Source organism: Haloarcula sp. H-GB4, from assembly GCF_030848575.1.
GTDB lineage: Archaea > Halobacteriota > Halobacteria > Halobacteriales > Haloarculaceae > Haloarcula.
The window spans coordinates 139,365-162,663 of record NZ_JAVDDX010000004.1; the positions used below are offsets into that span (position 1 = coordinate 139,365).

Genomic DNA, 23,299 nt, shown 5'->3' on the forward strand with positions numbered 1-23,299 from the left:
TGCTTCAGCGAATCGGGGCGCCCGTCGAAATCAAAACTACGGGCTCGGACCTGTTACCTGCAAATTGTGGTCTAATCACTGCGTTGCCTATCTGGCCGTGCTAAACTCGGAGTCAGCGTGGTCAATTGTCCGCGTTGAAAACAACAAGTGGACTCTAGCAGACCTACTGTATCCGGGTCGCGACAACAGCCCGGGTCCTGTATCTATTCAAGGAGGTCCGTCGCGCGATGCTGTCTCTGACGGTACGGAGCCTGTCAAAACGGAGAAGGGGAACCCAGGTTGGCAGACACTGGCGTTGGCCCCACTGACTATATATGCCCCATAAACATAAGTCTTTTGACAATAAGTCGATAACATTATCTACACAGTTGAGAAAATAATAGGCGATGCGAGCTCCGATCGCCTACATTACTTTCTTTCGCAGATAGGCCGAGACGGCTTCACTGATGAGCACAAGGCCCAGAATTGAGATGAGGATCGTCAGGACTGCTTCCCAGTTGAAATAGTTGATCTCAGTCTGCAGCGGGACGCCGATACCGCCTGCACCGACGAACCCGATGATCGTCGACGCTCTGACGTTGATGTCCCATCGAAGCGTCGCGACGCTGATGAACGCCGGCTTGATCTGTGGAACGATACTGTAGATGAGTACATCAACGGGCGATGCCCCAGCTGCAGTGACCGCCTCAACAGACCCGCGGTCAATCTCTTCGATGGCTTCCGCGATTAGCTTTGCAGTGAACCCGATAGATCTGATCGAAATCGCCAGCACGCCAGCGAGGGCCCCAGGGCCAAAGATGACCACGAAGATCAGTGCCCAGATGATGACGTTAACCGAACGGGTAAACGAGATGATGAACTTACCCAGCAGGTACGCCGGCTTGTTGGGTGCCGTGTTGCTGGCACCGAGGAACGCGACCGGAATCGCCATCACGATGGCCAGTGCCGTGCCGAGGATCGAGATGTTGATCGTCTCAAGCAGCGGCCCGACAATCTTCCGGGAGTATCCGACATTGGGCGGATACATCCGACCGAAGAGGTCGGCCAGCTCACGTGGGGCAGTCACGGCGTAGCCGTAATTCACTTCCATGGCGCGCCAGGCTGCGACGAGAATGACGAGCCCAGCCAGCAGCCCGAAGAACCGGAGTAAGCGCTCACGGCGATCAAACCGGCTCCAGGAGTCAGTGCTGTTTGACATTATTGGATCCGCCTCCGGGCGAGGGCGCTAACACCTTCACCGATCATAACGATCGCGACGATGACAGCGATGATCGCCATGCTGAACTGGTAATCGTACTTATCGAAGGAGTTCAGCAGCGTGATCCCGATACCACCCGCTCCGACAATCCCGACGACAGTGCTGTGACGGAGATTGATGTCGAGCCGGTAAATCGACAGCCCAACAATCCGGGGCATTACCTGCGGGAGGACACCATAGAGATACGTCTGGACGGGTGTCCCGCCGGCAGCGGTGATCGCCTCCATCTGCCCGCGGTCGATATCTTCGATCTCCTCTGCGAGGAGTTTTGCGAAGAATCCGATCGTTTTGAACGCAAGTGCAAGGACACCAGCGAGCGGACCGAATCCGACCGCTTTGACCATGATGATCGCAACGATGAGCTCGTGGAGCGAGCGCGTGACGGCAACGATGCTGCGACCGACGTAGTAGACTGGCTTCGGCGAGAGGTTATTGGAAGCCATAATCGCGACCGGCACGCTGACGATGATCCCCATTGTCGTGGCGACAATCGTCATCACGATACTCTCGACGATACCCTGTATGAGGAGTTCTCGTTGCGACGGAGTGTACGCCGGTGGAAGCATACTCGTGACGAGTTCGACACCGGCTCCGATCCCTCGAACGAATCGGCTGGGGGAAATCCGAAGGTTCCAGAAGCTATACGCGAAGAACAACAAGATAAGCCCGTAGATGAGATACTTGACTTTCTTGTTGTAGAAGACTGTGGGCCGCTCCCAAGATTCTTCAACGGCCGATCCAGATTCAGCAGCCATATTGATTAGTCACCTCGTTCAGCAATGACGTCATCAGAATCAGTGCTGCCACCAGCACTCGGCTCTTCGCGGTCCGCAATTGATTCACCGCCACGATAGATCTCGTCTCTGGCCGCCTGATCTAGATCATCAGGTGGACCGTTAAAGACGATCTCACCGTCACTGAGGCCGATGATTCGGTCCGCGTAGTCGACTGCTAGATCGACTTCGTGGATGTTGATGATGATCGGGATATCGTCTTCGTGAGCGATGTCCGTCAAGAGGCTCATCACCTCCCGGGAGGTGTCGGGGTCCAGCGCGCTCGTCGGCTCGTCAGCGAGCAGTATTTTGGGTCGCTGAATGACGGCACGGGCGATACCAACGCGCTGCCGCTGCCCACCGGAGAGTTCATCTGCACGGTTGTTTTCGACGCCCTCCAGATTCACGCGACTGAGGATTTCCCGTGCGCGTTTGATATCCTCTGGTGGGAAGTTCCGACGGAATGCGTTCCACGTACTGAGATAGCCCAGCCGACCGGAGAGGATGTTCTCCATGACCGTCAGGCGCTCTACGAGATTGAACTCCTGGAATATCATGCCCATATCGCGACGGACATCACGAAGGGCTGACTTCTCCAGCCCGGTCACCTCTGTATCATCAAGCGAGATGCGCCCGCCAGTTGGCTCGGTCAGCCTGTTGATGCTACGAACGAGCGTGCTTTTGCCGGCCCCGCTTGGCCCGATAATCGCGACGATCTCGTTACCACTGACTTCGAATGAGACACCTTTGAGTGCTCGATCACCGGAATCGTACGTTTTTTCCAAATTATCTACAGTAAGCATTATTTGGTTCTCTTCTTAGCCTTCGATGTTATCGATCTGGTACGTGATATCGTTGTTCTCCTGAATCTGGAGGATGATATCGTAGGTCGTAGCGTAATCAATCTCCGTCCACGTTCCGCGACCACCGAACACCTCTGCAATCTTGGTGTCCGAGTAGTCGTAGTCGATGAACGCCGCCCTGATACCCTCCTGAATTTCCGGTTTCAGGTTGTAGCGGTAACAGAAGCTCGTCGTGGGGAACGGATTGCTAGCCCACACTACTTTGAGGTTCGTCGGGTCAATATTGTCTGCCTCTGCAACGCGTGTGACACAGGTGCTACAAACGGGGGCGGCGTCGTAGTCGTCGTTTGCGACGCCCAGAATGCTCTGTTCGTGGCCGCCGGAATAGCTCACTTCGTAGTCTTCGCCCGGAGTGACGCCCTGGTTCGAGAACAGCGCACGCGGAGCGAGATTCCCGGAGTTGGACGACGGCTCGGCGTGTGCGACGCGCTTGCCTTTGAGGTCCTGCAGTGAGGAGATCTCGTCGTTATCTGCCTGCGTAGCTAGCCACAGCCGATAACCGAAGTCACCTGCCTTCGAAATCTGGAGCGAGAACGGGACAGCCCCAGCCAGGTTCACAGCAAAGGGCGTCGGCCCAGTGGAGAACCCGGCGACGTGGAGGCGTTCGGACCGCATCGCCTCAACCTGCGACGCGTACGAGTTGAGGGGGAAGTATTCAACGTCTTTCCCGGTCTCTTCTGCGATATTGTCCATCAGCGGTTGCATCGTATCCCGATAGACTGCCGGGTCTTCCGTCGGCGTCATCGCAAACGCAATACGGTCCGGATCAATGAGCTCGTCTTCATTACTAGGAGTACTCTGGACGGGGTCACCGTAGCGAGGCTTCTCGCGTTCCTCCATGTTCTTCAGGTCCTGCAGCGACCCTGTCTCGAAGCCAGCCTCGATGAGCGTCTGCATCAACTGCGGGAACTCCGGATTCGACGGATCGAAGTCGGGGTAATCGTTACTCTGTGTGGACCCACCGTCACCGCTACTGGATCCGTCACTACTATCAGCGCCGTCTCCACCAGATTCTTCGGTGCTCTGGCTACTCTCCTGAGAACATCCTGCAACGCCTGTTGCGAGCGCAGTAGCGCCAATTTTTAACACAGACCGTCGGTCAAATGGGTTCTGTTTCATTGTCGACGCAGACATGTGCGAAACCTGGGTTAAAAAGTATTTATGATTAAATCTGACAAAACCATAACTCACTCGTAGCGAGTTTTAGCCACTACTCTTATAGAATCTGGAATTAGTGTCAAGATTTGATATATGTATGATAGTGAATACTAAGGAGTGATCAAGGGCGATTTTCGATCTCCGCAGGGGCCATGGCGATATTCAAGCCAGCCTCAAGGCCAACACCTATTACCCATCAGTATATTTGTCTCCATATAGAATATAGTAGTATATAGACTATATAAAAATGACGGAACCACCGTTTGTGAGATAAGATGACTGTAATGAGTGCAATCGCGAATACGGCCGTTTTCGGAGGTATAGAAGGGATAACTATCGATCCTGAGATACTACACCTTTTTATCGCAGGTGCACTTGGTATGCTGCTTGGACTCGAACGAGAGTGGGCCAACAAGTCAGCAGGAATCCGCACGTTTACGCTGACCAGCCTGGTCGGCGCTGCCGCAATGTCGCTCAGCGAGCCGATACTACTTGCTTCGGGAGGGGCACTGGTACTTGTTCAAGGAGGGTTGCTCGGGATCCGGGGCATAGTCGCACAGTGGACCGGCGACGATAGTGAGTTGGACTCCGGCCTGTCCCTGACAACGTCGACTTCACTCCTTGTCGCGTACGCGGTCGGGATTCTGGTTGGAGCCGATCACGTCCTGATCGGCGTCATCATCGGTATAACGTCATCGTTCCTACTAGTCCTTCGAAGGGAGCTACACGACTTTGCAAACCAGCTATCGCGAGAAGAAGTACGCAGCGCCGGTGAGTTTGCGATCATCTCATTTGTCGTGTATCCGCTCCTGCCCGGCGGAACGTACGGACCATGGAATGCGATTGATCCGAAACTGGTCTGGATGCTCGTCATCGCAGTCAGCGGGATCGGGTTTGTCAACTATATCGTGATGCAGCGATACGGGAGCAAGGGGATCGCAGTCACCGGCTTCTTCGGTGGTCTGGTGAACTCCACTGCTGTGATCGGCGAAATCGCGGGCCGTGCAAAAGGCAACGCTGGGATTACAGAACTTGCCGTGGGAACGATACTGATCGCTGATGCGGCGATGGCGGTCCGTAATTTAGCAATCATCGTTGCATTCGTCCCCGAGTCGGCAGTCAGTGTTGGACTGCCCCTCGGCCTGATCGCGATCAGTGGGGTCGGACTCGCATATTACGACAGCGACTGGGAGGGTGATCTGGAACTAGATTTCGACTCGCCGTTTAGCAGCGCGAACGCGCTGAAGTTCGGGGTGCTTTTCCTTGCCGTCTTGATTCTCACTGCTGGCGCACAGCGCATATTCGGAACAGCCGGATTCCTGATTACGAGCTTCCTCAGTGGCATGGTTTCGAGCGGCACGACGACAACGACTGCGGTGACGCTGACGTCAACTGGGCAGATATCGCCGGCGGTAGCAGCGCAGGGTGTGCTGGCCGGGACGCTCTCCAGTATCCTCGTGAAAATCGGGTTTGCAACGAGTATCAACCGCTCACTGCTAGCGCCGGTGGTGCGAAAGTCACTCTACCTGTCGCTGATCGGAATCGGTGGCGTGGTTATCAGCGTCCAATTGATATGAACGGGGAGAGCTATCGGCGTGTTTCGAGAGTTGCCGCGGTCATTGCAGTAGAGGAGACACCTGTGCTCTCGGTAGCAGCGGCTTCTGCCGAGGCATCACTGTTTGAGACGGAGGACTCTAGATGACATACACCAGTGCAATTATCGACCTTGACGGAACGGTCTATCGAGGGGATTCGTTAGTTGAAAACGCCGCGGAAGGGATACAAGCGGTGCGTGAGGCGGGGCTCTCGACGCTATTCGTTACTAACAAGCCGATTGACCGGCGAGAAAAGTATTGTGAGAAGCTGAACGCGCTAGGTATTGATTGCACCAGTGATGACATAATCACGTCTGCCACTGCATCAGCGGATTATCTATCCGCGCAGTATCCGGAACGCGAAATCTACGTTATCGGCGAGGATGCCCTGGTCGCGGAGTTGCGCGCCGCTGGGCTGAAAACGACTACTGACCCAGAGCGAGCGGGCACCGTGATCGCATCACTTGATTTCGGTTTTGATTACCAGACGCTACAGGATGCGTTAATCGCACTCACTGAGAACGACGCGCTCTTCGTTGCGACCAATCCGGACCGAACGTGTCCTGTAGAGGGAGGGGAGATACCCGATGCAGCAGGGATGATCGGAGCGATAGAGGGAGTGACTGGGCAGGAACTGGACCAGTTGATTGGCAAACCGTCCAATGTCATCCTGCAAATGGCTCTGGAACGGGTCGGTGGTGAGCCGGACCGATGCCTTATGATCGGTGACAGGCTTGGGACAGACATCAGAATGGGAAACCAAGCTGGAATGGAGACGGTACTGCCACTAACTGGCGTTACCAGTACGGCGGAGTTAGAAGAGAGTGACGTGAGTCCTGACCACGTTGTGACCGACCTTTCAGAGCTGGCAGCGATCGTAGAACACGGACGATAGTTGGAAACGGGGAGCGGTTAGCCGTTTCCACTGCACCACTGCCGCAGGATATTAGTCGAGCACGCCGGGGTAGTCAGCGATGATTCCGTCAACACCGGCCTCAACAAGTTTCTCCGCCTGATGCCATGTCGTTATCGTGTACGGGATTACTTTCCGCCCTTCCTCATGGGCCGTCTCGACCAGATCGATTTCAGCGAAACCCGGGTCTTCGAGGTAGTAATCCTCGTTGAAGAAGGGCGTGTTCATAATCATATTGTACGGCGGCTGGATGTACTCCGCGTCTAGGTCACGGACGACAGAGAGACCCTCTTCGATTGAGTCCCAGAGCAAGTACGCTATCGGAACCTCAGAGTCTGAGTTGCGAACGGACTGCAGCGCAGCCTTTTCGAACGACTGGACGATAAAGTCGTTCTCGTGATTGGAGAGGACATCAAGTGCCTGTTCCGTAAACGGGTCCCAAGTTTCGACGGCAGATGCTGACGCATCATCATCAGGAGAGACACCCGCAGCTTTCCACTCAATATTGAGCGGGATGCTGTCCGGCGTAGCTTCGACGAACTCGTCTAATCGAGGGATCGTCTGGCCGCTATCACGAATCTCGGCATTTAGGACGGTCTGCACATCGTTCTCCCAGACGTACCCGGATTCATCTGTTAGGTTATCTAGCTTATTATCGTGGAAAACGACGATTTCGAAGTCTTCGCCCTCCCAAGGCTTACCGCCTGCAGGAACGAGGTCACACTCCATCATGTCGGTGTCATACCCCTGACTGCGACGACTACCGTACGCCGCCTGTTGGACAGCGGCAATGGTGTTTTGCGGATACAGACCGCGGTAGCCGCGGTGTGCAGCCAGGATCGGTGTGGAAGCCATAGGCGGCTCAGTACTGCTGTGATCGTTTTCCTTGGCAGCCCCAGTTCCAACGATGGAGCCCAGGGCAGCAGCAGACGCACTCTTCAGCACAGTTCGACGGCATATGTCTGGTATTCGAACCATTCCGTAGCTCATTACCTACACAATCTATATATAACTATTGATTGGTAATATTAGTATATACGATTCTGTTTTCTTGAGTTTATGTACGCTGTAGAGCGGCGACAATGGCTATAGAACAGGAGTATATATTGGTATATAGTATAAATATTAGTAGAAACGGAGTTGTAGTTATGTTGAGACGACAGATAGCACGCGCAATAGACGAACTGTACTTGCTGACCTTTCTCGCCAGCAATGGCTCTGCGATAGCGCTCCGCTGTTATCGGGTGAGCCGAGCGTCTTTCTCTGGGTTACAGCCGCGAATTCAGATGGTGCTATCGATAGTGCCGGCTTGTTCGGACGGCTGTGCCGCCGCTGCGTGATAGATGGCTTCGCCTGTCTGTGGATCGAACAGGTGGAGCCGCTCAGCATCAAGCGTCAACGCGACTTGGTCACCCGGCTCGACGGCCGTTCGAGGCTCTGCATGCAGTTTGAAGACCTGATCGCCAGTCCGACACTCCAGCAGGAGGCTATCACCGAGTGGTTCTGTAACGGTCACCTCAGCGGTGAACGAATTCCGGTCGGTCGAATCAGCTAATGACAGGCTCTCGGGCCGAATGCCTAGCAGTGCCTGCGCTCCGGCGGCTGTTTCCAATCCGTCACCCTCGGGTAACGGTATACGGAACGTTGGACCGACAGCCTCGTATTCGCTTCCGTCACGAGTGATATCCACGGAGAGCATGTTCATCGCAGGGTCGCCGATGAACTCCGCGACGAATCGAGTCTCTGGATAGTCATACAGCCGCTGTGGACTATCGACCTGCTGGATGCGGCCGTCGTTCATCACGACCACCCGATCACCGAGCGTCATCGCTTCCGTCTGGTCGTGAGTGACGTAGATAGTGGTGGTGCCGAATTCGCTGTGGAGTTTCGCCAGTTCAGCCCGCATTTTGATCCGGAGTTTGGCATCGAGGTTCGACAGCGGCTCGTCCATGAGGAACACCTCCGGGTCCCGGACTAATGCGCGACCGAGTGCGACCCGCTGGCGTTCGCCGCCGGATAACTCACCGGGCGTCCGGTCGAGGAGGTCCTCGATGTCGAGCACCGATGCGGCCTCCGCCACCTGGCGGTTGATTTCCTCGTCACTGAAATCGCCAGCTGACTTCATGCCGAACGTGATGTTCCGGCGCGCGGTCATGTGGGGGTACAGCGCGTAGTTCTGGAACACCATCGCAACGTCCCGGTCTTTCGGTTCAACCTCGGTGACGTCCTGATTGCCCATCTGAATCGTGCCGTCAGTGGCCTGCTCTAGCCCGGCGATCAGCCGAAGTGTGGTGCTTTTGCCACAGCCACTCGGCCCGACCACGGTCACGAACGCTCCGTCCGGGATCTGGAGGTCGATATTTTTCACGGCGACGACACCATCGAATTCCTTCCGTACGTCCTGTAAGGTTACGTCAGTCATTGGGAGCCTCTCATTTTTGTTGAATCGTAAACGTCTCCAGCAGCTGTCGGCGGAACTGCACTAGCAGCGCCAGTGGTGGCAACAGGGTCAGTATCGACCCGGTCATCACCATGGACCAGGCCACTTCACCGGTGCTAGCCTGACCTCGAAGCAGACTCAGGCCGACCTGTGCGACCTGCAGGTTCTCGGCGTTGATGATTACCAGCGGCCAGAGGTACTGGTTCCACGTGTAGACGAACATAATCACCGACACACCCACGAGAACGGCGCGAGACATCGGAATCAGAACAGACCACAGGAACCGCAGCGGACCGACACCGTCGACCTTTGCCGTCTCAACGAGCGAGGCTGGAATCGATAAGAAGTGCTGGCGCAGGATGAACACGGTCGTCGCACTGGCCAGATACGGGACCGTGATCGCGAGGAAGGTGTTGCTCATGCCAAGCTCCGTCGTCAGGCGATACAGTGGCACAAACCTGACCGGGACCGGGAGCAAGAGCGTAAAGAGAATAAACAGGAACACGGCGTTCTTGTACGGGAACCTGTAGTAGACGATCACCAGCGCAGCCAGCAGCGACACGATCAGTTTCCCGACGACGACGGCAACAGACATCAAGAACGAATTGAGCATAAATCGCCAGAATTCGAGGCCGATGAGCGCACGCCGGTAGTTCGACAGCGCGTGCCCACCGGGAGCCAGATCGCCGATAGAGGTAACGACCCCGGCCCGCTTCGTCGAGACGAGCGCCGCGATCAACACTGGCAGTATGATCAGGAACGTGACGGTCGCTGCGAGCATGTGCAGCGTGAGCTGCTCCGTCTCGAATCGTTGGATGCGTTCACTGGTAGTTCGTCCCGCAGACCGGGAGCGCTCAGCAGCGGCGGTCAACGCAGCAAGGAGTGACCCGAGCATCTTAGCCTCCGTAGTAAGCATATCTATCGCTCAGCCGGAACTGACCGTACATCAACAGCCCGACAGCGATGAACAGCACAACGGACTTCGCCGAGGCGAATCCGAACTCGTAGAACTGGAAGGCGGTCCGGTAGAGGTCATAAATGAGGATGTTCGTCGCACCGGCGGGCCCACCTTTCGTCATGAGGTCGACCATCGGGAACGTCCCGAAAAAGCCGTAGATCGTGTTCATGATGACCAAGAACACGAGCGTCGGGGAGATGATCGGGACGTACACGCGGAGCAGTCGCTGTGTTCGGGAGACGCCGTCGAGTTCGGCAGTCTCAGTCAGCGACTCGGGGACGTTGCCGAGTGCGGCTGTCATGAAGATAACGTTGTACCCGACCTGCTTCCACACCGCGGCGATCAGCACGACGACGAACGCCTGCGGACCATTGCTGAACCAGTTGACATCGACGCCAAGGGCCTCGATGTAGCTTGTGAAGATACCGATGTTCGGGTGGGCGATGAACAGGAACACCAGCCCGGCGACGGCAGGCGGCAGTGCGTACGGCCAGATAACCGCCACCAGATACACCCCTTTTCCGACCTCAATCTCGTGGATAAGAAAGGAGACACAGAGGGAAACGGCCATCACGCCGACGACGACACACGCGGCGAACAGCACCGAGATCAGGACGCTCCGGAGATACTCCGAGGAGGCGGCTAACCGCCTGTAGTTCTCTAACCCGACAAACACGTCACCTCGGGCAAGCGAGGCCCGGTAAAAACTGAGTCCAACTGCACGGACCGTCGGGTAGTAGAGAAACACCAGCGACACGAGCATCGTCGGTAACAGCAACACGCCGGCCTGCAGACGGTCTGTGAAGACTTCTTGCGTGGACATTAGCTGTAGTATCGGTCCAGTTCGTCCTCGACGGCTGACTTCAGTTCGGCGAGTCCCTCGTCGACGCTGACCTCGCCACTGAACAGTTCGACCGACATATCCTGAATTGTTGTCTGGACCTGTCGAGCCGGGCCGATGAGCATCCGTTTCGTCGCCGGCGTGTTCTCGGCCTGGGTCAACTGATCGAACGCGGTTCGGTACATCGGGTTCTCCGCAAACCAGCCGTCGTTTTCGAGCTGCTCAACAGCGCTCTGTCGGATCGGGTAGTAGCCAGTCCCCTTGTGCCAGGTGATCTGTGACTCCGGTCGCCCCATGAACTCAAGGAAGCTGCCGATGTCGTCTTGCCGCTCCTGTGGCAGCCCGGAGGGGACGAACCACGAGGCCCCGCCGATAACCGGGCCGGTTCGGTCGCCGTCTATCGTCGGGTAGAATGCGTTGTCGACCTCGAATCCGTTCTCCTCCGCGCCGGAGCGGATACCAGCAACTGACGCCGTCGAGGTCATCAACATAGCGGCTTTCCCGGTAAGGAATGTGGACGTTGCTTCCCCCCAGGCCTCGATTCCGGGGTTGCTGAACAGGCCGTTATCAGCCATCTCGTGCCACCACTCATACAGCGACCGGGCCGTGCTGTTGTCCGTCCGCATCGTCGTCGGCTGGCCGGCATGGCCGTTCTCGGCGTCAAGTAGCGTCTGTCCGTCGACGGAGTAGAAGTGCTCGACGAACCAGACGTGGTTCGGCCAGGTGAGCCCAGCTTCGGTGACTCCTTCGTCGACAAGCGTCTGTGAGTAGCTCCGCACTTCCTCAAGCGTTGTCGGCGGGCTATCCGGGTCGAGCCCGGCTTCTTCGAACGCTGACCGGTTATAATAGAGAATGGCGTTGGAGTTGTTGAACGGCATCGATGTGAGCGTGTCATCGATAGTGAAAAACGAGGTCACATTCGACAGGAAGTCATCAACCGGGTAGTCGTCGGAGAGCAAGTTTTCCACGGGCTCGACTGCGTCCGTGTCGAGGACCTGCTGGGCGAACAGACTGTCTATCTGGAAGACATCGGGGACTTCGCCGGAATCGAGTGCGCTCAATGTGTTCGTCAGCACTCCCTCGTAGGAGTCCTGAAAAACGAGGTTGGCGTTGATACCCGTCTCGGACTGGAACTGGTCGACTAGCCCCTGCAGTGTCTCACCGTTGGTCCCACCCATGGCATGCCAGATAGTGAGACTGTCTTCGTTGACTGGCCGGACACTGGCACCGCTGCTACTACTACACCCGGCCAGACCCACGGTCCCAACCGTGAGTGCAGTCCCCGATGCTTTCAGAACCGACCGCCGCGATACATCGTCGTACCCGCCACCACTGTGAACCATATCCGGTGCCAGCAATGCATGAAAGATGAATGATTATAATTTCTCTCTATACTGTCCAATATGTATACAAAGGTATTGTGACAGAACAGTAGGCGCTGTCAGTTGCGATGGCGGCTCGAGAATGGCTGTCGGCCCTGAGATGCACTGCGGGAGTTTCCGTCCGGTCACGCCATATCGGAGGGGGGGCGAATTGCAGCCGCTCCGCCAGCAGACGATATTTGATAACGGCTGGCACTATTCGGCATATGCTGAACCACCCGTTAATTGTGTTATCCGCTTATCCGTCAACGTGACACTGTTCGACGAAGCTACACTCAATGAGTTGTCGTTAGACAACCGAATCGGCCTCGCACCGATGACGCGTGTGAGCGCCACCGACGATGGCCGCGCGACCGCAGAGATGGCACAGTACTATGAGCGGTTCGCCAACGGTGGGTTCTCGTTTCTCATTACAGAGGGGACGTATCCTGACAAAGCACATAGCCAGGGGTATCTAAACCAGCCCGGACTGGCGACCGACACGCAGGCGGCGAACTGGCAGCAGGTCACCGAGACAGTTCACGACGCTGGTGTCCCGATTTTCGCCCAGCTGATGCACGCCGGGGCACAGAGTCAGGGGAATCCACATGTCGACGGGGACCAGACGATTGCCCCGTCGGCGGTGCAACCGGAGGGAGAAAAGGCCGAAGCATACGGTGGGAGCGGAGACTTCCCCACGCCGAAAGCAGCCACGGTCGATGAACTCACTGATATCCGCGATGCATTCGTCAACTCGGCGCAGAACGCCATCGACGCGGGGTTCGACGGTGTCGAGATTCACGGTGCGAACGGGTATCTCCTTCATGAATTCCTCTCGGCTGACTTCAACCAGCGTGACGACGAGTACGGCGGCGAACCCGCAAATCGGGTACGCTATCCGCGTGAGGTTGTCGCTGCGATTGATGAGGCCACACCTGCCGATTTCGTCGTCGGCATCCGGGTCTCTCAGTCGACGGCCCTTGATGAAGACCACCGATGGCCCGAAGGCGAGGACGCCGCAGCGGTGTTCTTCGATGAACTGTCGGCGGCTGGGGCCGACTACATCCACGTTACTGAACCCGATGCGACCACGCCAGCGTTTGGCGACGACGGGCCGACGCTGGCCGAGGCCGCAGCCGAGCACGCCGCGGATGAGACGATCATCATTGACAACGGCGGGCTTGGCGCGCCTGACGCGGCCCGCGAGAAAGTCGATGCCGGTGCCGACCTGGTAACGCTGGCGACGAGTGCACTCCCCAATCCAGACTGGCCGGAAAAAGTCTCAAAGGGCGAGGAACTGACCGCGTTCGACCCTGCTGAGTTCCTCGCGCCATCCGCTGAACTCTCCGAGCATGAGGTCCAGACGAGCGGTGCCTCGGCCGACGACTGATAGTAGTGCTGTAACTGTGTACCGGGACGACCCCTTGACGTAGTGCGGTCGGTACCGAATGGTGAGATTTGATCCTAAAAGGGTTTAACGGGGCTGTGGTGGGTGTTTTCGACCAGATGCCGAGCGAAAATTGCTTCAGATTGCTCTTCAAACGAGCGGTCTTGTTGGACTTCCAATACAGCGGCCGGATTTCGGCGACTTTTCACAGCGTTGCCACTCAGACGCCGCGCTATCACGAGTTGAAAACCTCACTATCCGATTCCGGTCTCCTTTTTCAACAGCGTCAGCGTGTTATCTACCGTCACCATCGGAGAGTGCACGTACTCACCGCTCAACTCCACCTGCACGAGTAAATCGACCGTACGTCAATCGAGTAGTGTTGATCAGAATTGGTCGTGAACGAGACCTGCGGCCAAATTGAAACCAGACCGACAAAAAGGCATTCTACTGATCATCAGTTCCATGCAGCGTCAGCTGTCCCCGCTCACCAAGCGAGACACTCCGCCCACTAACAGGATGCCCCCAGCAAGCCCAGCCACGATGCTGAGTGCATCCGTGAGAGTGCATGTCCTACATGTATTTGATACAGTGCTTATAGCGTATATAGTCCCATTTTTTTCGACGTAGGTAGTGTCCGTAGTGTCACCTAGATAATTGAAATCTGGCGGTGACCGGTGGGTTTCGACACTTCCACTGATACGGAGTGTTCGGTCGAACAAGTCTTGACCCGCTGCTGATATGTTATTGTAACTGACTACTTCAGCATCGGGAGAGACTTGCGATTCATCCGTCTCTGTGGTAAAAGCCGAATTTGTGGGCTCCGGGCCAGCAACAATAAGTAGACCGGATATAGCGAGTGCTACTACTGCAGATATGATAAGAGCCCGGCCACTGGATCGGAGTTTCGATATCGGTCTCATTTTATACAGTCACTAAAGTAAATGTGTAAAACTAGAACGATATAAATCTAGCCCAAGTGATACAATATACCATTGAGTTTTTAATATGGGTATATTTTTGCGTTCACCGCTGGTTTAATCGATTCTCTTGTAAACATACTGAGTAGCCGATCATATCCCTGAGCAAAGTCGCGGGGTAATTGGTCCGTATGCATTGAGACAGCCAGTCTCAACTACTCCCGAACTGCGTTACAGCAGTTACTATGAGACAGTCTTCGCTCGCTTTCAGGGAGCCAGATTACACAGTACAGCGATCATAGCTGTCACCTCGTATCTGCAAGTAGCCCCGTCAGGACAGCCGTTCCCAGAGCACCGAGCACCAGTTTCACAGTCGAATACGGACAGACTCGCGTGTAGTTCGACAGGCAAACAGTTCATTCATATGTAAAATGAGAACGACTAACTAGGACTGCTGAGACGTGAGTGGTACAGATGCCAGAGCCAGTCATCGCGTCGGTCGGGGCTTCACCGCTCGGCCGCACGGACCTCCCGGGCCGCGACCTGTTCTCAGTGGCCCTTGCAGAGGCGTTCGGCGAACTGCCCGACCCTGCCGAGATTGTCGAGGCGGTGTACGTCGGGAACCAGTCGGAGAGCTACGAGCACCAGATCATGCACGGGACGCTACTGGCCGAGTGGGCTGGCCTCCGTCACGTCCCCGCCGAGCGGGTCGAGGGGTGTGCCGCCGCGGGTGCGCTCGCGCTACGCCATGCAGTCAAGGACGTTCGCAACGGCGAACACGAGGCTGTGCTTGCGTGCGGCGTCGAGAAAATGACGTCTGCGGGCACCAGCGGTGCGACAGACGCGCTCTCAGCGGCGTTCGACCGCGCCATCGAGCAGCGCTCCGGCATCACCGCACCCAGCCAGTATGCACTGCTCGGCCAGCGCTATCTCCACGAAACCGACGCCACGGAACGCGACCTTGCTGAGATCGCAGTCAAGAACCACGCCAACGCCGCTCGGAACCCCCGAGCGCAGTTCCCGAAAGAGATCGACGTAGCGACCGTGCTGGAATCGGACCCCGTCGCCCCGCCGCTGAAGCTCTACGACTGTGCGCCGGTCGGAGACGGTGCCGCGGCTGTCCTCGTAACGACTGCCGAGCTGGCGGCCGACCTCGACCAACCGCAGGTGCACGTCGCGGGCAATGGGGCTGCTGCGAACAACATCGCGGTCGCCGAGCGGGATATGACTGATATCGCGGGCGCTCGCGTTGCCACTGAGACGGCCTACGAGGAAGCGGGCATTGACGCCGCAGCTGTCGACATCGCGGAGGTTCACGACGCGTTCACCGTCTGCGAGGCGCTGCTCGCGGAGGCCGCCGGCTTCGCTCCCGCAGGAACGGGCTATCAGAGCTACCTGTCACCAGCGGAGCGGGCTAACGGCTGGACAGACGTGCAGTTGAGCCCGAGCGGCGGACTGAAGGCCCGCGGTCACCCCATCGGCGCAACCGGGCTCCTGCAGGCGCTCGAAGCATACGAACAGCTCACGGGGGCCGCGGGAGACCGCGCGGTCGAAGGTGCCGAGACGGCCCTGTTGCTCAATGAAGGGGGTGTCGGGGACGCCGTCACCGTCAGCCACGTGCTCACGACGGCGGAGGCACCATGACGGACAGCGACCTCGATGCGACCGACCCGCGGACACTACCGGGTTTCTTCGACGCCCTCGCTGACGGTGAACTCTTGGGCGGAGTCTGTGCGGACTGTGGACAGGTCCTGTTGCCGCCGCGACCGGCCTGCTACGCCTGTGGCAGTCGCGCCGTCGATGTCGAACCGCAGTCTCGCGAGGGCCAGATCTTCTCGTACACAGCGGTCCACACGCCGCCGCCGGCATTCGAAGCGGACGCACCCTACACGGTCGCTGTCGTGGAACTCGCGGATGGTGGCCGCCTGCTTGGGCGCGTCGCCGCCGACTACGCCGATGTCGCCATCGGTGACTCGGTCGAACTTACGGTTCGTGAGCCGACGGCCACAGAGCAGGAGGTCGCCCTCGACTACGAGACCGACTGGCCGGTCCACGTCTTCGAGCCGCGGTGAGGGACAGGATGGTGAGACAGTGTTGGCCACTGTAACCGCTTGACGCTGCTGATGGGTGTCCGGTTATCGTCGGTTAATTCGGAGCGGTCGGTCAACCAATGTTTCCGTCGTCGATCTGAGACCAAGTATCCAGGCCGACGCGGAGAGCGGCTTTGAGTGCCCCGAGGACGACGGGACCGAAGAGCAGTCCCATAACCCCGAATGCGTATGCACCGCCGAGGATACCGAGGAGGATGACGGCCGGATTGAGCTTTGCGTACCTATCGACGGCGAACGGCCGAAGATAGTCGTCGGTGAGTCCAACGATGATGACGCTATAAAGGAATAACCCGACAGCAAGCAGCGGCTCGTCCGTGACATACAAGTAAACCACTGCCCCACCCCAGACAGGGATTGTTCCGATGAGTGGAACCATTGCGAGTACGATCATGATGGCCGTCCAGAACAGCGCATTCGGGACGCCAGTGGCGGCGAGTCCGACGCCGGCGACGATTCCCTGAACGATGGCAACGAAGACGTGGCCGAAGAGGACGCCCAGCATCACGTCGTCGATTTCGTCGTAAAAATCACGCTGGACGTCAACCGGAAGGGGCACCGTTTGTTGGAGCCAGTCGACCAGCTCATCGCCGTCCTTGAGAAGGTAGTAGAGCAGGAAGAGTGCTAACGCAATCCCGATGAGATGGAAGGTGACCGTACTGAACGCCTGGGTCGACCGTTCGAATATGATTGCCCCGATGTCCCGCCCTGAACTGACGATTTCTCCGGCGATGTCGACCTCGCGTCCGGTAAGTTCCTTGATCCGTGATTCAATTATGTCAAGCTGCACCGGATCGGTGCCGAGCTCTCGGAGTACCCGATCGGCACTCTCCGCTATCGACGCGAGGACGACTACCACCGGCGCGACGACTCCGGCGACCGCCAGCGTCACGAGCGAGAGTGCAGCGACCATCGGCGAGACGTACGTTTCGAGGCGGACCTGCAGCGGATAGAGGACGTAGGCGAGGAGGACAGCACCGAGAATGTACTGGAGAAACGGCCGTATCAGCATGGCCGACAGCACAATGAGGGTGACGATGAGAGAGAGGACAAACCCCTTGCTGAGGTTCACGGCTGCGAGTTTAACGAGGGACGACAAAAAGATTCGATATCTTCACAGTATTGTCTCCGGTGTGTCAGGGCAGCCGTTAGCAATTGACCGGTGGGCGGTCCGAGCAGGATAGGAGCATCCTGGTGTCGACCTGAACATGAGAGACAGCGTCAGTGTGAGCGGAGTAATTACTCGATTTCTAACGTCCCACTGCCGCCGCCGTCCTCCCCATCAGTCTCGTCCCATTCGAGTTCGAACTCGATACTCAGTTCGGTCATGTCGCCTGCCGGACCTTCACGTTCCGCTTTGACTTCGAAGGTCGGTTGGGCAGGGGGAGCCAGCGTTACAGTCTCAGAGCCTGCTTTCAGAGTGATATCGGCTCCGCTGTCGAGATTGTCCGCAACTTTCCGGAGGTATGATGCAATCGCTTCTCGGCTCTGGTCGCTTTCTGACTTGAACAGAACTTCTTCAGGCATACAGAAGGCAATACACAGGCAGTCCCAATAAACCCGACCGCTGTACGGCTAAACCACGATCAAATTCCGGTCTCCCGTCTCTGGACAGTCGGTAAGCTTGGCGGAACACATCTCGAAAAAATCTCGTCTATTCCCAGCGCTGTGCAATCGTCTTCGCGTTGAAGTGTTCACTTTCCGACAGACAAATCGTGACAGAATCCATGTTTTACCGACTCGATATCGGCTGAGTCGGACCAGACGACGGTCTCGTTGACCCCGTCGCAGACGAACTCACCGCCGGGTCAGCGTTGCTGTTCGGACAGGCGGAGGTAGTCACCCGGCCGCCCGATCCATCGGGTCTTCGAGTTCACCAGTAATTGCCTCGAACGCGTCTGTCGCAGTGAGGAGGCCAATGACATCGTCATCTGCCACCACGAGGGCAAGTTCCTGATTTTCGGCCTGACACCGGTCGATGAAGTCACTGATAGTCGTTTCAGCAGCGACGGTCAGCGGCGTGGTTGCCAGTTCTTCAAGCGTGGTCGCCCCCGAATCCAGCACTTCGTAGTTGTGCAACACTGTTGGCGCGTAGACAACACCCACGAACGAGTCCACTGAGTCTTCGATCAACGGAAAGCGGACGTATGGCATTCCGTCGATCCGGTCCATGTTCGTCTCGAAGTCGTCAGTCGTCGAGAGCGCGACAATATCACTGCGATCAACCATGATCTCACTGACTGGCGTCGCGCCGATATCGAGGGCGTTGATAACTTCACTCCGTCGCTCTTCGGAGATATTGAGCCGGCTAAGTGACTCACCCATCTCGCTACGCAGTTCGGCGCGAGTAGTTGCGGGAGTGCTTTCGCCCTCCGATTCGGTCCACGAACGGGAGATTTCGACGCCGAAGAGCCCCAGCAACGCCTTGGCCACCCAGTCCGCTGCGATGATCACCGGATACATGAGCTTTGTCCAGGCGTACAGCGGACCCGAGCCGTATCCGGCGACGAACCTAGCACGCTCGATGCCCAGATATGTCGGTGCCTGCTCGCCGACAATAACGTGCATGAGATTGACCACCACCAGCGCGAGAAGCACAGACAGTGTCGTGTGTCCGCCACCAGTGACGCCAACTGCACCCAGCAGAGGCTCCAGCACTGCTGTGATAGCCGGCTCAGCGACAACTCCCAGCCCGACACTGCAGATAGTGATCCCTACCTGACAGCCTGTGAGGAATATCTCCAACCGCTCGGTCATGTTCCAAGCGCGTTCAAGTCCACGGCCATTACCGAGAAACGCATCCTCTTCGAACTGCCTGACGCGGGTCATCGCGAACTCGGTCGTGACAAAGAAGCTATTTCCCAGAAGTAAGGCGACACCACCGAACAGGCGGGCCCACGTTGCCAGCGAAATAGGCATCAAACGCTGGTTTCTCCGGCCGTTATCTAAATCTACTGCTGCTACGACGTGGTCAGATGGCTTATGTTTGTTTCGTCAGCTTTGGATATTGAGTCCCTCGACCGCTTTCAAAAGCGGCTCACTTACCGTATCTGTGTTAGGAGAAGCGCGGGCGGAAAAATATCCGCGTGTACTTCGTACAAGTTCGTCGACAGTACGTTCACACGGGCGATGACGACTGACGCTCTTCCCGGAGCGCAGTTATGCTGCTGTAGACGACAGCGCCACTGACCAGCAGCGCGGAACCGAGGATAAGCACCAGACTGACCGTGTTCAAGACGTCGATACCGTAGACGTTGCCGATTTCACGGACCGCAACGGCGAGGGCCCCACCAAGCAACATTAGCCCGAAGTACACCTTGATCTCGTCCTCATCAACGATGCTCGTCGCAGCGGAACCCACACGGGCCCCGAGGGCGCTCCCCGCCAGCAGCGGGAGCACAATAGAGAGGTCGACGCCACCGTCCAGCGCGTACAGGAAGCTCCCGAGCCCGCCCGAGAAGACGATCTCGAAGAGGTCGGTCCCGACAGCGATGGGGACGGGAACCCCAATGAGATAGAACAGCGCGGGCATACGGATGAACCCGCCGCCGACACCGAGGAAGCCCGAGAGCAGGCCGGTAACGAACGCGACGCCAAGTATCATCCAGAGGGAGACGCTGACGCCGCCACGGAGCGATATCATCGGCGGGATGCGGTACGACTGAATCGTCTTGGCAATCTCCGGGATGTCGTCGGCGTCAGCGTCGCCCTCCGCGGCATCGTGGTCGATCCCATCGCCGCTATCGCCACCTCGAAGTGCCTCGTAGGTGACGAAGGCTCCGATACCGCCCAGCAGGACGACGTACGTGACGCTGATGATACTACCAGCCAGCCCGAGCGCCTCCAGGTGGATGACGATCTCTTTCCCGGCTTCGATGCCGGCGGTCGTCCCGGCGATCATCAACACCCCCAGTTTGTAATCGACCTGCCCCATATCACGGTGCTTCAGTGTGGCGATGACCGAAGTCCCGAACACGAATGCGAGCCCGCTTCCGACAGCGACGCGGGTGGGATACCCCATCACCAGCAGTGCCGGCGTGACCAGGAACGACCCACCCATCCCGAAGAAGCCAAACAGGACGCCGATGAGCAGGCCGAACCCGACGAACAAGACCACCATCGCCAGGCTGAGTCCCAGTATCTCCATCCGTCACTCCCCTCGTAACCGCTTGACGACACGCTGTCCGAATATCTCTTCCACTGCCCCGTACCCGACGTAGAGGATAGCTGCCTCTAGGAGTACTGCGCCGATGAGCATTGCCGCGTCGATGCTGTCTGCGCCCATTGATGCGAAGGCCGCGAGGTCTACCATGCCGACTCACCTCTGAAGTTGTGCTGTCGTGACTGTATCATACTTTTCTACTCAATCACTCCTAACCGGAGGGTACTGATAACAGTTTTGGGACTAGCGAACAATATTATCGGTAGGTATCACACCGCTAACCCACGGAGATATCTGCATACGTTATGTGGATATCAGTCACGGTCGGGCATCGTTCAAAACCCTGCTTTTAGCCCGTAATAAAGTTGCGCGCGCTGTTCTGTTGCGTTTCCGGAACAAGCTCTCAGTTTAGGCTGGATCTCTAAATCGACCGAACGCCAGGTGAAACAGCAGCTCTACGGACCAACTCATGTCCGTCTATATTGTGCAAACAAAACAATATTAACGGTTGGTCGCCTACCATCGTGTATGAGAGCCATCTATGCGACAGATCTCTCGGCGGCGAGTGAAGCGGCGATACAGAACGAGACGTGTCTCGAGTGCCTCGGACGCATCGGTGTCGATACGATCCACCTCGTCACGGTCATCCCATCGAACGTCCACGCGGGGATGCCAGGGATGAACTTCAGCAAGCGACGCGAACAGGGACTTACGCGGTACCAGAACGTGATGGCGGACGCTGGGTTCGACACCGAGACCCACGTCGTGCGTGGGACCCCCCATCGCCGTATCAATGGTATCGCGGAGGCAGAGAAAGTGGACATGACAATAATCGGGTCCAGAGGCCAGAGTTCACTGGACAACCGCGTCATCGGCTCAACGGCCCGGAACCTCGCGCGGACCACGGTGGTGCCGCTGCTGGTCAACCGCATCGAACGCAGTACCGACGAGCCGGACGTGCTCAGGGAGCACCTGTTCCAGCGGGTGCTCTACGCAACTGACTTCTCTGAGAACGCAACACGTGCCTTCGACGCGTTTCAGTATCTCCGTCACGCGACTCAGAAAGCGACGCTCGTCCACGTCGAATCACCGAAAGATATGACAAGCGAGGAGGACCCATCCGAACAGCTTGCGTCGCTCGCCGACACACTGTCACAGTGGGACATCGAAACGAACGTCGAGGTCCGCCGTGGCGACCCTGCCGAGGAGATACTCGACGTCGAAGCAACGGTGACGCCGACGACGACGCTCGTCGGCTCTCGTGGTCAGAGCCGGATGCGGCGGTTGTTGCTCGGCAGCGTCTCCGAAGACATCGTTGCGCAGGCGAACGGGAACGTCTTCCTCGTCCCGCCACCACGAACCGCCTGAAACGGGCGGTCAGAACGCGCCCATCGCGGTCATCGACCCGAAGCCGACAGCCAGTGCAAGTGTGAACGACCCGGCCCACGCGCCCACCGTGACCAGAATCTTTCGTGGGTCGACCGCCTCGCTGCCGCCGACTGCGGCACCGCTTCCGATGATAGCACTGACGATGATCTCGTTGAACGACACCGGCACACCGAGGAAGACGGCGAGCTGGGCGATGAGGAACGAGGGGACGAGCGCGGCGATAGAGCGCCGCGGCCCCAGTGAGGAATAGTCCTGTGCGAGCGATTTTATCATCCGTGGTGCACCGGTCCACGACCCGACCAGAATTCCGAGGCCACCACCCAGCAGGACGACCGCTGGCGAGAGTATACCGACATCGTCCAGCAGGGGGAGCAACGGACCGACCGCCAGTCCGACCTGACTCCCACCGGCCGAAAAAGCGACCAGTGAACCGAGTGCCAGCAGGACGTGTCTGAGCCCGCCCGACTTGTCGTGGCGGATGTCTCGGTACACCGCGGCCCACACTACGGCGGCGACAGTGCCGGAGAGAACGACTGTTGCCACGACGATATCGATACCGAGCAGCCGCTGGCCGAGGCTCGTCAGCGAACCGGGACCACCGTCAGCCCCGAGAAACGCGAACTCAACGTTAGCCAGCACGACGCCGACCAGCGCCGCAAGCGTCGGAATCGTGGCCGCCTCCGGGACATCAGGCCGCGGCAGCACGCTCGCAATAGCATAGGCGAAACCGCCGCCGACGACCGGTGTCAGAACCCAGACGGCACCGATCTGCTGGTATTTCCCCCAGACGGGGGTGCCACCGAGAGCCATCCCGACACCGATGATTGCGCCGGTAACAGTAAACGCCGTTGCGATGGGGTAGCCGGTGTAGATACCGACAGCCATGAGCCCAGCGCCAGCGAGTAGCGCGACGATGACCCCCATGGCGGGGAGGGTGACGCCGCCGACGAGACCGCGTCCAACCGCTTCAGAGACGTTTGCCCCCTGTGTCACCGCGCCCGCAAGCCCGAAGATGCCGACGACAAACGCCGCCCGCATCGTCGAGATGGCGTTGGCACCGACAGCGGGCGCGAACGGCGTCGCACCGCTGGAGCCGGCACCAATAACCCACGACATGAACAGGCTCGCGAGGCCGGCGGTCAAGAAGAGCGCGAGAAGCTGGAGTTCCATTGT

At 57.8% G+C, this 23,299-nt stretch carries 21 protein-coding genes; 6 read left to right on the forward strand and 15 right to left on the reverse strand.

What is annotated here, in order from left to right; all coding sequences use genetic code 11:
• Positions 1–403: 403 nt before the first annotated feature.
• The 4 genes from phnE (RBH20_RS18630) to phnD are packed head-to-tail and all read right to left on the reverse strand — an operon-like array spanning position 404 to position 4,028.
• Entirely contained in the window at positions 404–1,198 is a 795-nt protein-coding gene (phnE, locus tag RBH20_RS18630) for a phosphonate ABC transporter, permease protein PhnE (protein WP_306711471.1), read from the reverse strand.
• Positions 1,198–2,013 carry a phosphonate ABC transporter, permease protein PhnE gene (phnE, locus tag RBH20_RS18635; protein WP_306711473.1) on the reverse strand — a complete coding sequence of 272 codons (816 nt, stop codon included), beginning with the start codon at positions 2,011–2,013 and terminating at the stop codon, positions 1,198–1,200. Before phnE (RBH20_RS18635) ends, phnE (RBH20_RS18630) begins: the two co-directional genes overlap by 1 nt.
• A gap of 5 nt (positions 2,014–2,018) precedes the next feature.
• Entirely contained in the window at positions 2,019–2,834 is an 816-nt protein-coding gene (gene phnC / locus RBH20_RS18640; RefSeq protein WP_306711475.1) for a phosphonate ABC transporter ATP-binding protein, read from the reverse strand.
• A 15-nt stretch (positions 2,835–2,849) separates the two neighbouring features.
• Positions 2,850–4,028 carry a phosphate/phosphite/phosphonate ABC transporter substrate-binding protein gene (phnD, locus tag RBH20_RS18645; RefSeq protein ID WP_306711477.1) on the reverse strand — a complete coding sequence of 393 codons (1,179 nt, stop codon included), beginning with the start codon at positions 4,026–4,028 and terminating at the stop codon, positions 2,850–2,852.
• A 299-nt stretch (positions 4,029–4,327) separates the two neighbouring features.
• Here phnD and RBH20_RS18650 point away from each other — a divergent pair, with 299 nt between their 5' ends.
• Both RBH20_RS18650 and RBH20_RS18655 read left to right on the forward strand, forming a co-directional pair.
• Entirely contained in the window at positions 4,328–5,629 is a 1,302-nt protein-coding gene (locus RBH20_RS18650) for an MgtC/SapB family protein (RefSeq protein ID WP_306711479.1), read from the forward strand.
• A 121-nt stretch (positions 5,630–5,750) separates the two neighbouring features.
• Positions 5,751–6,542, forward strand: coding sequence for an HAD-IIA family hydrolase (locus tag RBH20_RS18655; RefSeq protein WP_306711481.1), 792 nt, complete (start codon positions 5,751–5,753; stop codon positions 6,540–6,542).
• 51 nt (positions 6,543–6,593) lie between these two features.
• Here RBH20_RS18655 and RBH20_RS18660 read toward each other — a convergent pair whose 3' ends face one another.
• The 5 genes from RBH20_RS18660 to RBH20_RS18680 form a co-directional block, all read right to left on the reverse strand.
• On the reverse strand, positions 6,594–7,415 hold the full coding sequence (locus RBH20_RS18660; protein ID WP_306711483.1) for a glycerophosphodiester phosphodiesterase: 822 nt from the start codon (positions 7,413–7,415) through the stop codon (positions 6,594–6,596).
• Positions 7,416–7,842: 427 nt separating this feature from the next.
• Positions 7,843–8,982: an ABC transporter ATP-binding protein gene (locus RBH20_RS18665; protein ID WP_306711485.1), complete on the reverse strand. Its 1,140-nt coding sequence runs from the start codon at positions 8,980–8,982 to the stop codon at positions 7,843–7,845.
• 10 nt (positions 8,983–8,992) lie between these two features.
• A complete protein-coding gene (locus RBH20_RS18670; protein WP_306711726.1) occupies positions 8,993–9,895 on the reverse strand; it encodes a carbohydrate ABC transporter permease in 903 nt (300 codons plus the stop codon).
• A 1-nt stretch (position 9,896) separates the two neighbouring features.
• A complete protein-coding gene (locus tag RBH20_RS18675; protein ID WP_306711487.1) occupies positions 9,897–10,781 on the reverse strand; it encodes a carbohydrate ABC transporter permease in 885 nt (294 codons plus the stop codon).
• Positions 10,781–11,977: an ABC transporter substrate-binding protein gene (locus RBH20_RS18680; protein WP_306711728.1), complete on the reverse strand. Its 1,197-nt coding sequence runs from the start codon at positions 11,975–11,977 to the stop codon at positions 10,781–10,783. The genes RBH20_RS18675 and RBH20_RS18680 overlap by 1 nt, the downstream gene beginning before the upstream one ends.
• A 454-nt stretch (positions 11,978–12,431) precedes the next feature.
• On the opposite strand from RBH20_RS18680, the gene RBH20_RS18685 reads away from it, so the two are divergent.
• The 3 genes from RBH20_RS18685 to RBH20_RS18695 all read left to right on the forward strand — a co-directional run bounded on the left by RBH20_RS18685 (position 12,432) and on the right by RBH20_RS18695 (position 16,539).
• Positions 12,432–13,550 (forward strand): NADH:flavin oxidoreductase, encoded by a 1,119-nt coding sequence (locus RBH20_RS18685; protein WP_306711489.1) that lies wholly within the window; start codon positions 12,432–12,434, stop codon positions 13,548–13,550.
• A 1,391-nt stretch (positions 13,551–14,941) separates the two neighbouring features.
• Positions 14,942–16,111, forward strand: coding sequence for a beta-ketoacyl synthase N-terminal-like domain-containing protein (locus tag RBH20_RS18690; RefSeq protein ID WP_306711491.1), 1,170 nt, complete (start codon positions 14,942–14,944; stop codon positions 16,109–16,111).
• Complete coding sequence (locus RBH20_RS18695) at positions 16,108–16,539, forward strand: Zn-ribbon domain-containing OB-fold protein (protein WP_306711492.1); 432 nt, start codon at positions 16,108–16,110, stop codon at positions 16,537–16,539. The genes RBH20_RS18690 and RBH20_RS18695 overlap by 4 nt, the downstream gene beginning before the upstream one ends.
• A 91-nt stretch (positions 16,540–16,630) precedes the next feature.
• Here the strand turns inward: RBH20_RS18695 and RBH20_RS18700 are convergent, their stop codons facing one another.
• The 5 genes from RBH20_RS18700 to RBH20_RS18720 form a co-directional block, all read right to left on the reverse strand.
• Positions 16,631–17,647, reverse strand: a complete 1,017-nt coding sequence (locus RBH20_RS18700) for an AI-2E family transporter (RefSeq protein WP_306711494.1) — start codon at positions 17,645–17,647, stop codon at positions 16,631–16,633.
• 167 nt (positions 17,648–17,814) lie between these two features.
• The gene (locus RBH20_RS18705) at positions 17,815–18,102 is read right to left on the reverse strand and encodes an amphi-Trp domain-containing protein (protein WP_306711497.1); all 288 of its coding nucleotides are present in this window, start codon (positions 18,100–18,102) and stop codon (positions 17,815–17,817) included.
• 312 nt (positions 18,103–18,414) lie between these two features.
• Positions 18,415–19,494, reverse strand: a complete 1,080-nt coding sequence (locus tag RBH20_RS18710) for a CNNM domain-containing protein (protein ID WP_306711499.1) — start codon at positions 19,492–19,494, stop codon at positions 18,415–18,417.
• Positions 19,495–19,693: 199 nt separating this feature from the next.
• Positions 19,694–20,722 (reverse strand): sulfite exporter TauE/SafE family protein, encoded by a 1,029-nt coding sequence (locus RBH20_RS18715; RefSeq protein WP_306711501.1) that lies wholly within the window; start codon positions 20,720–20,722, stop codon positions 19,694–19,696.
• A 3-nt stretch (positions 20,723–20,725) separates the two neighbouring features.
• Positions 20,726–20,887, reverse strand: coding sequence for a hypothetical protein (locus RBH20_RS18720; RefSeq protein WP_306711503.1), 162 nt, complete (start codon positions 20,885–20,887; stop codon positions 20,726–20,728).
• 378 nt (positions 20,888–21,265) lie between these two features.
• On the opposite strand from RBH20_RS18720, the gene RBH20_RS18725 reads away from it, so the two are divergent.
• On the forward strand, positions 21,266–22,105 hold the full coding sequence (locus tag RBH20_RS18725; protein WP_306711505.1) for a universal stress protein: 840 nt from the start codon (positions 21,266–21,268) through the stop codon (positions 22,103–22,105).
• A gap of 9 nt (positions 22,106–22,114) precedes the next feature.
• Here the strand turns inward: RBH20_RS18725 and RBH20_RS18730 are convergent, their stop codons facing one another.
• On the reverse strand, positions 22,115–23,296 hold the full coding sequence (locus RBH20_RS18730; RefSeq protein ID WP_306711507.1) for an inorganic phosphate transporter: 1,182 nt from the start codon (positions 23,294–23,296) through the stop codon (positions 22,115–22,117).
• Positions 23,297–23,299: the final 3 nt, after the last annotated feature.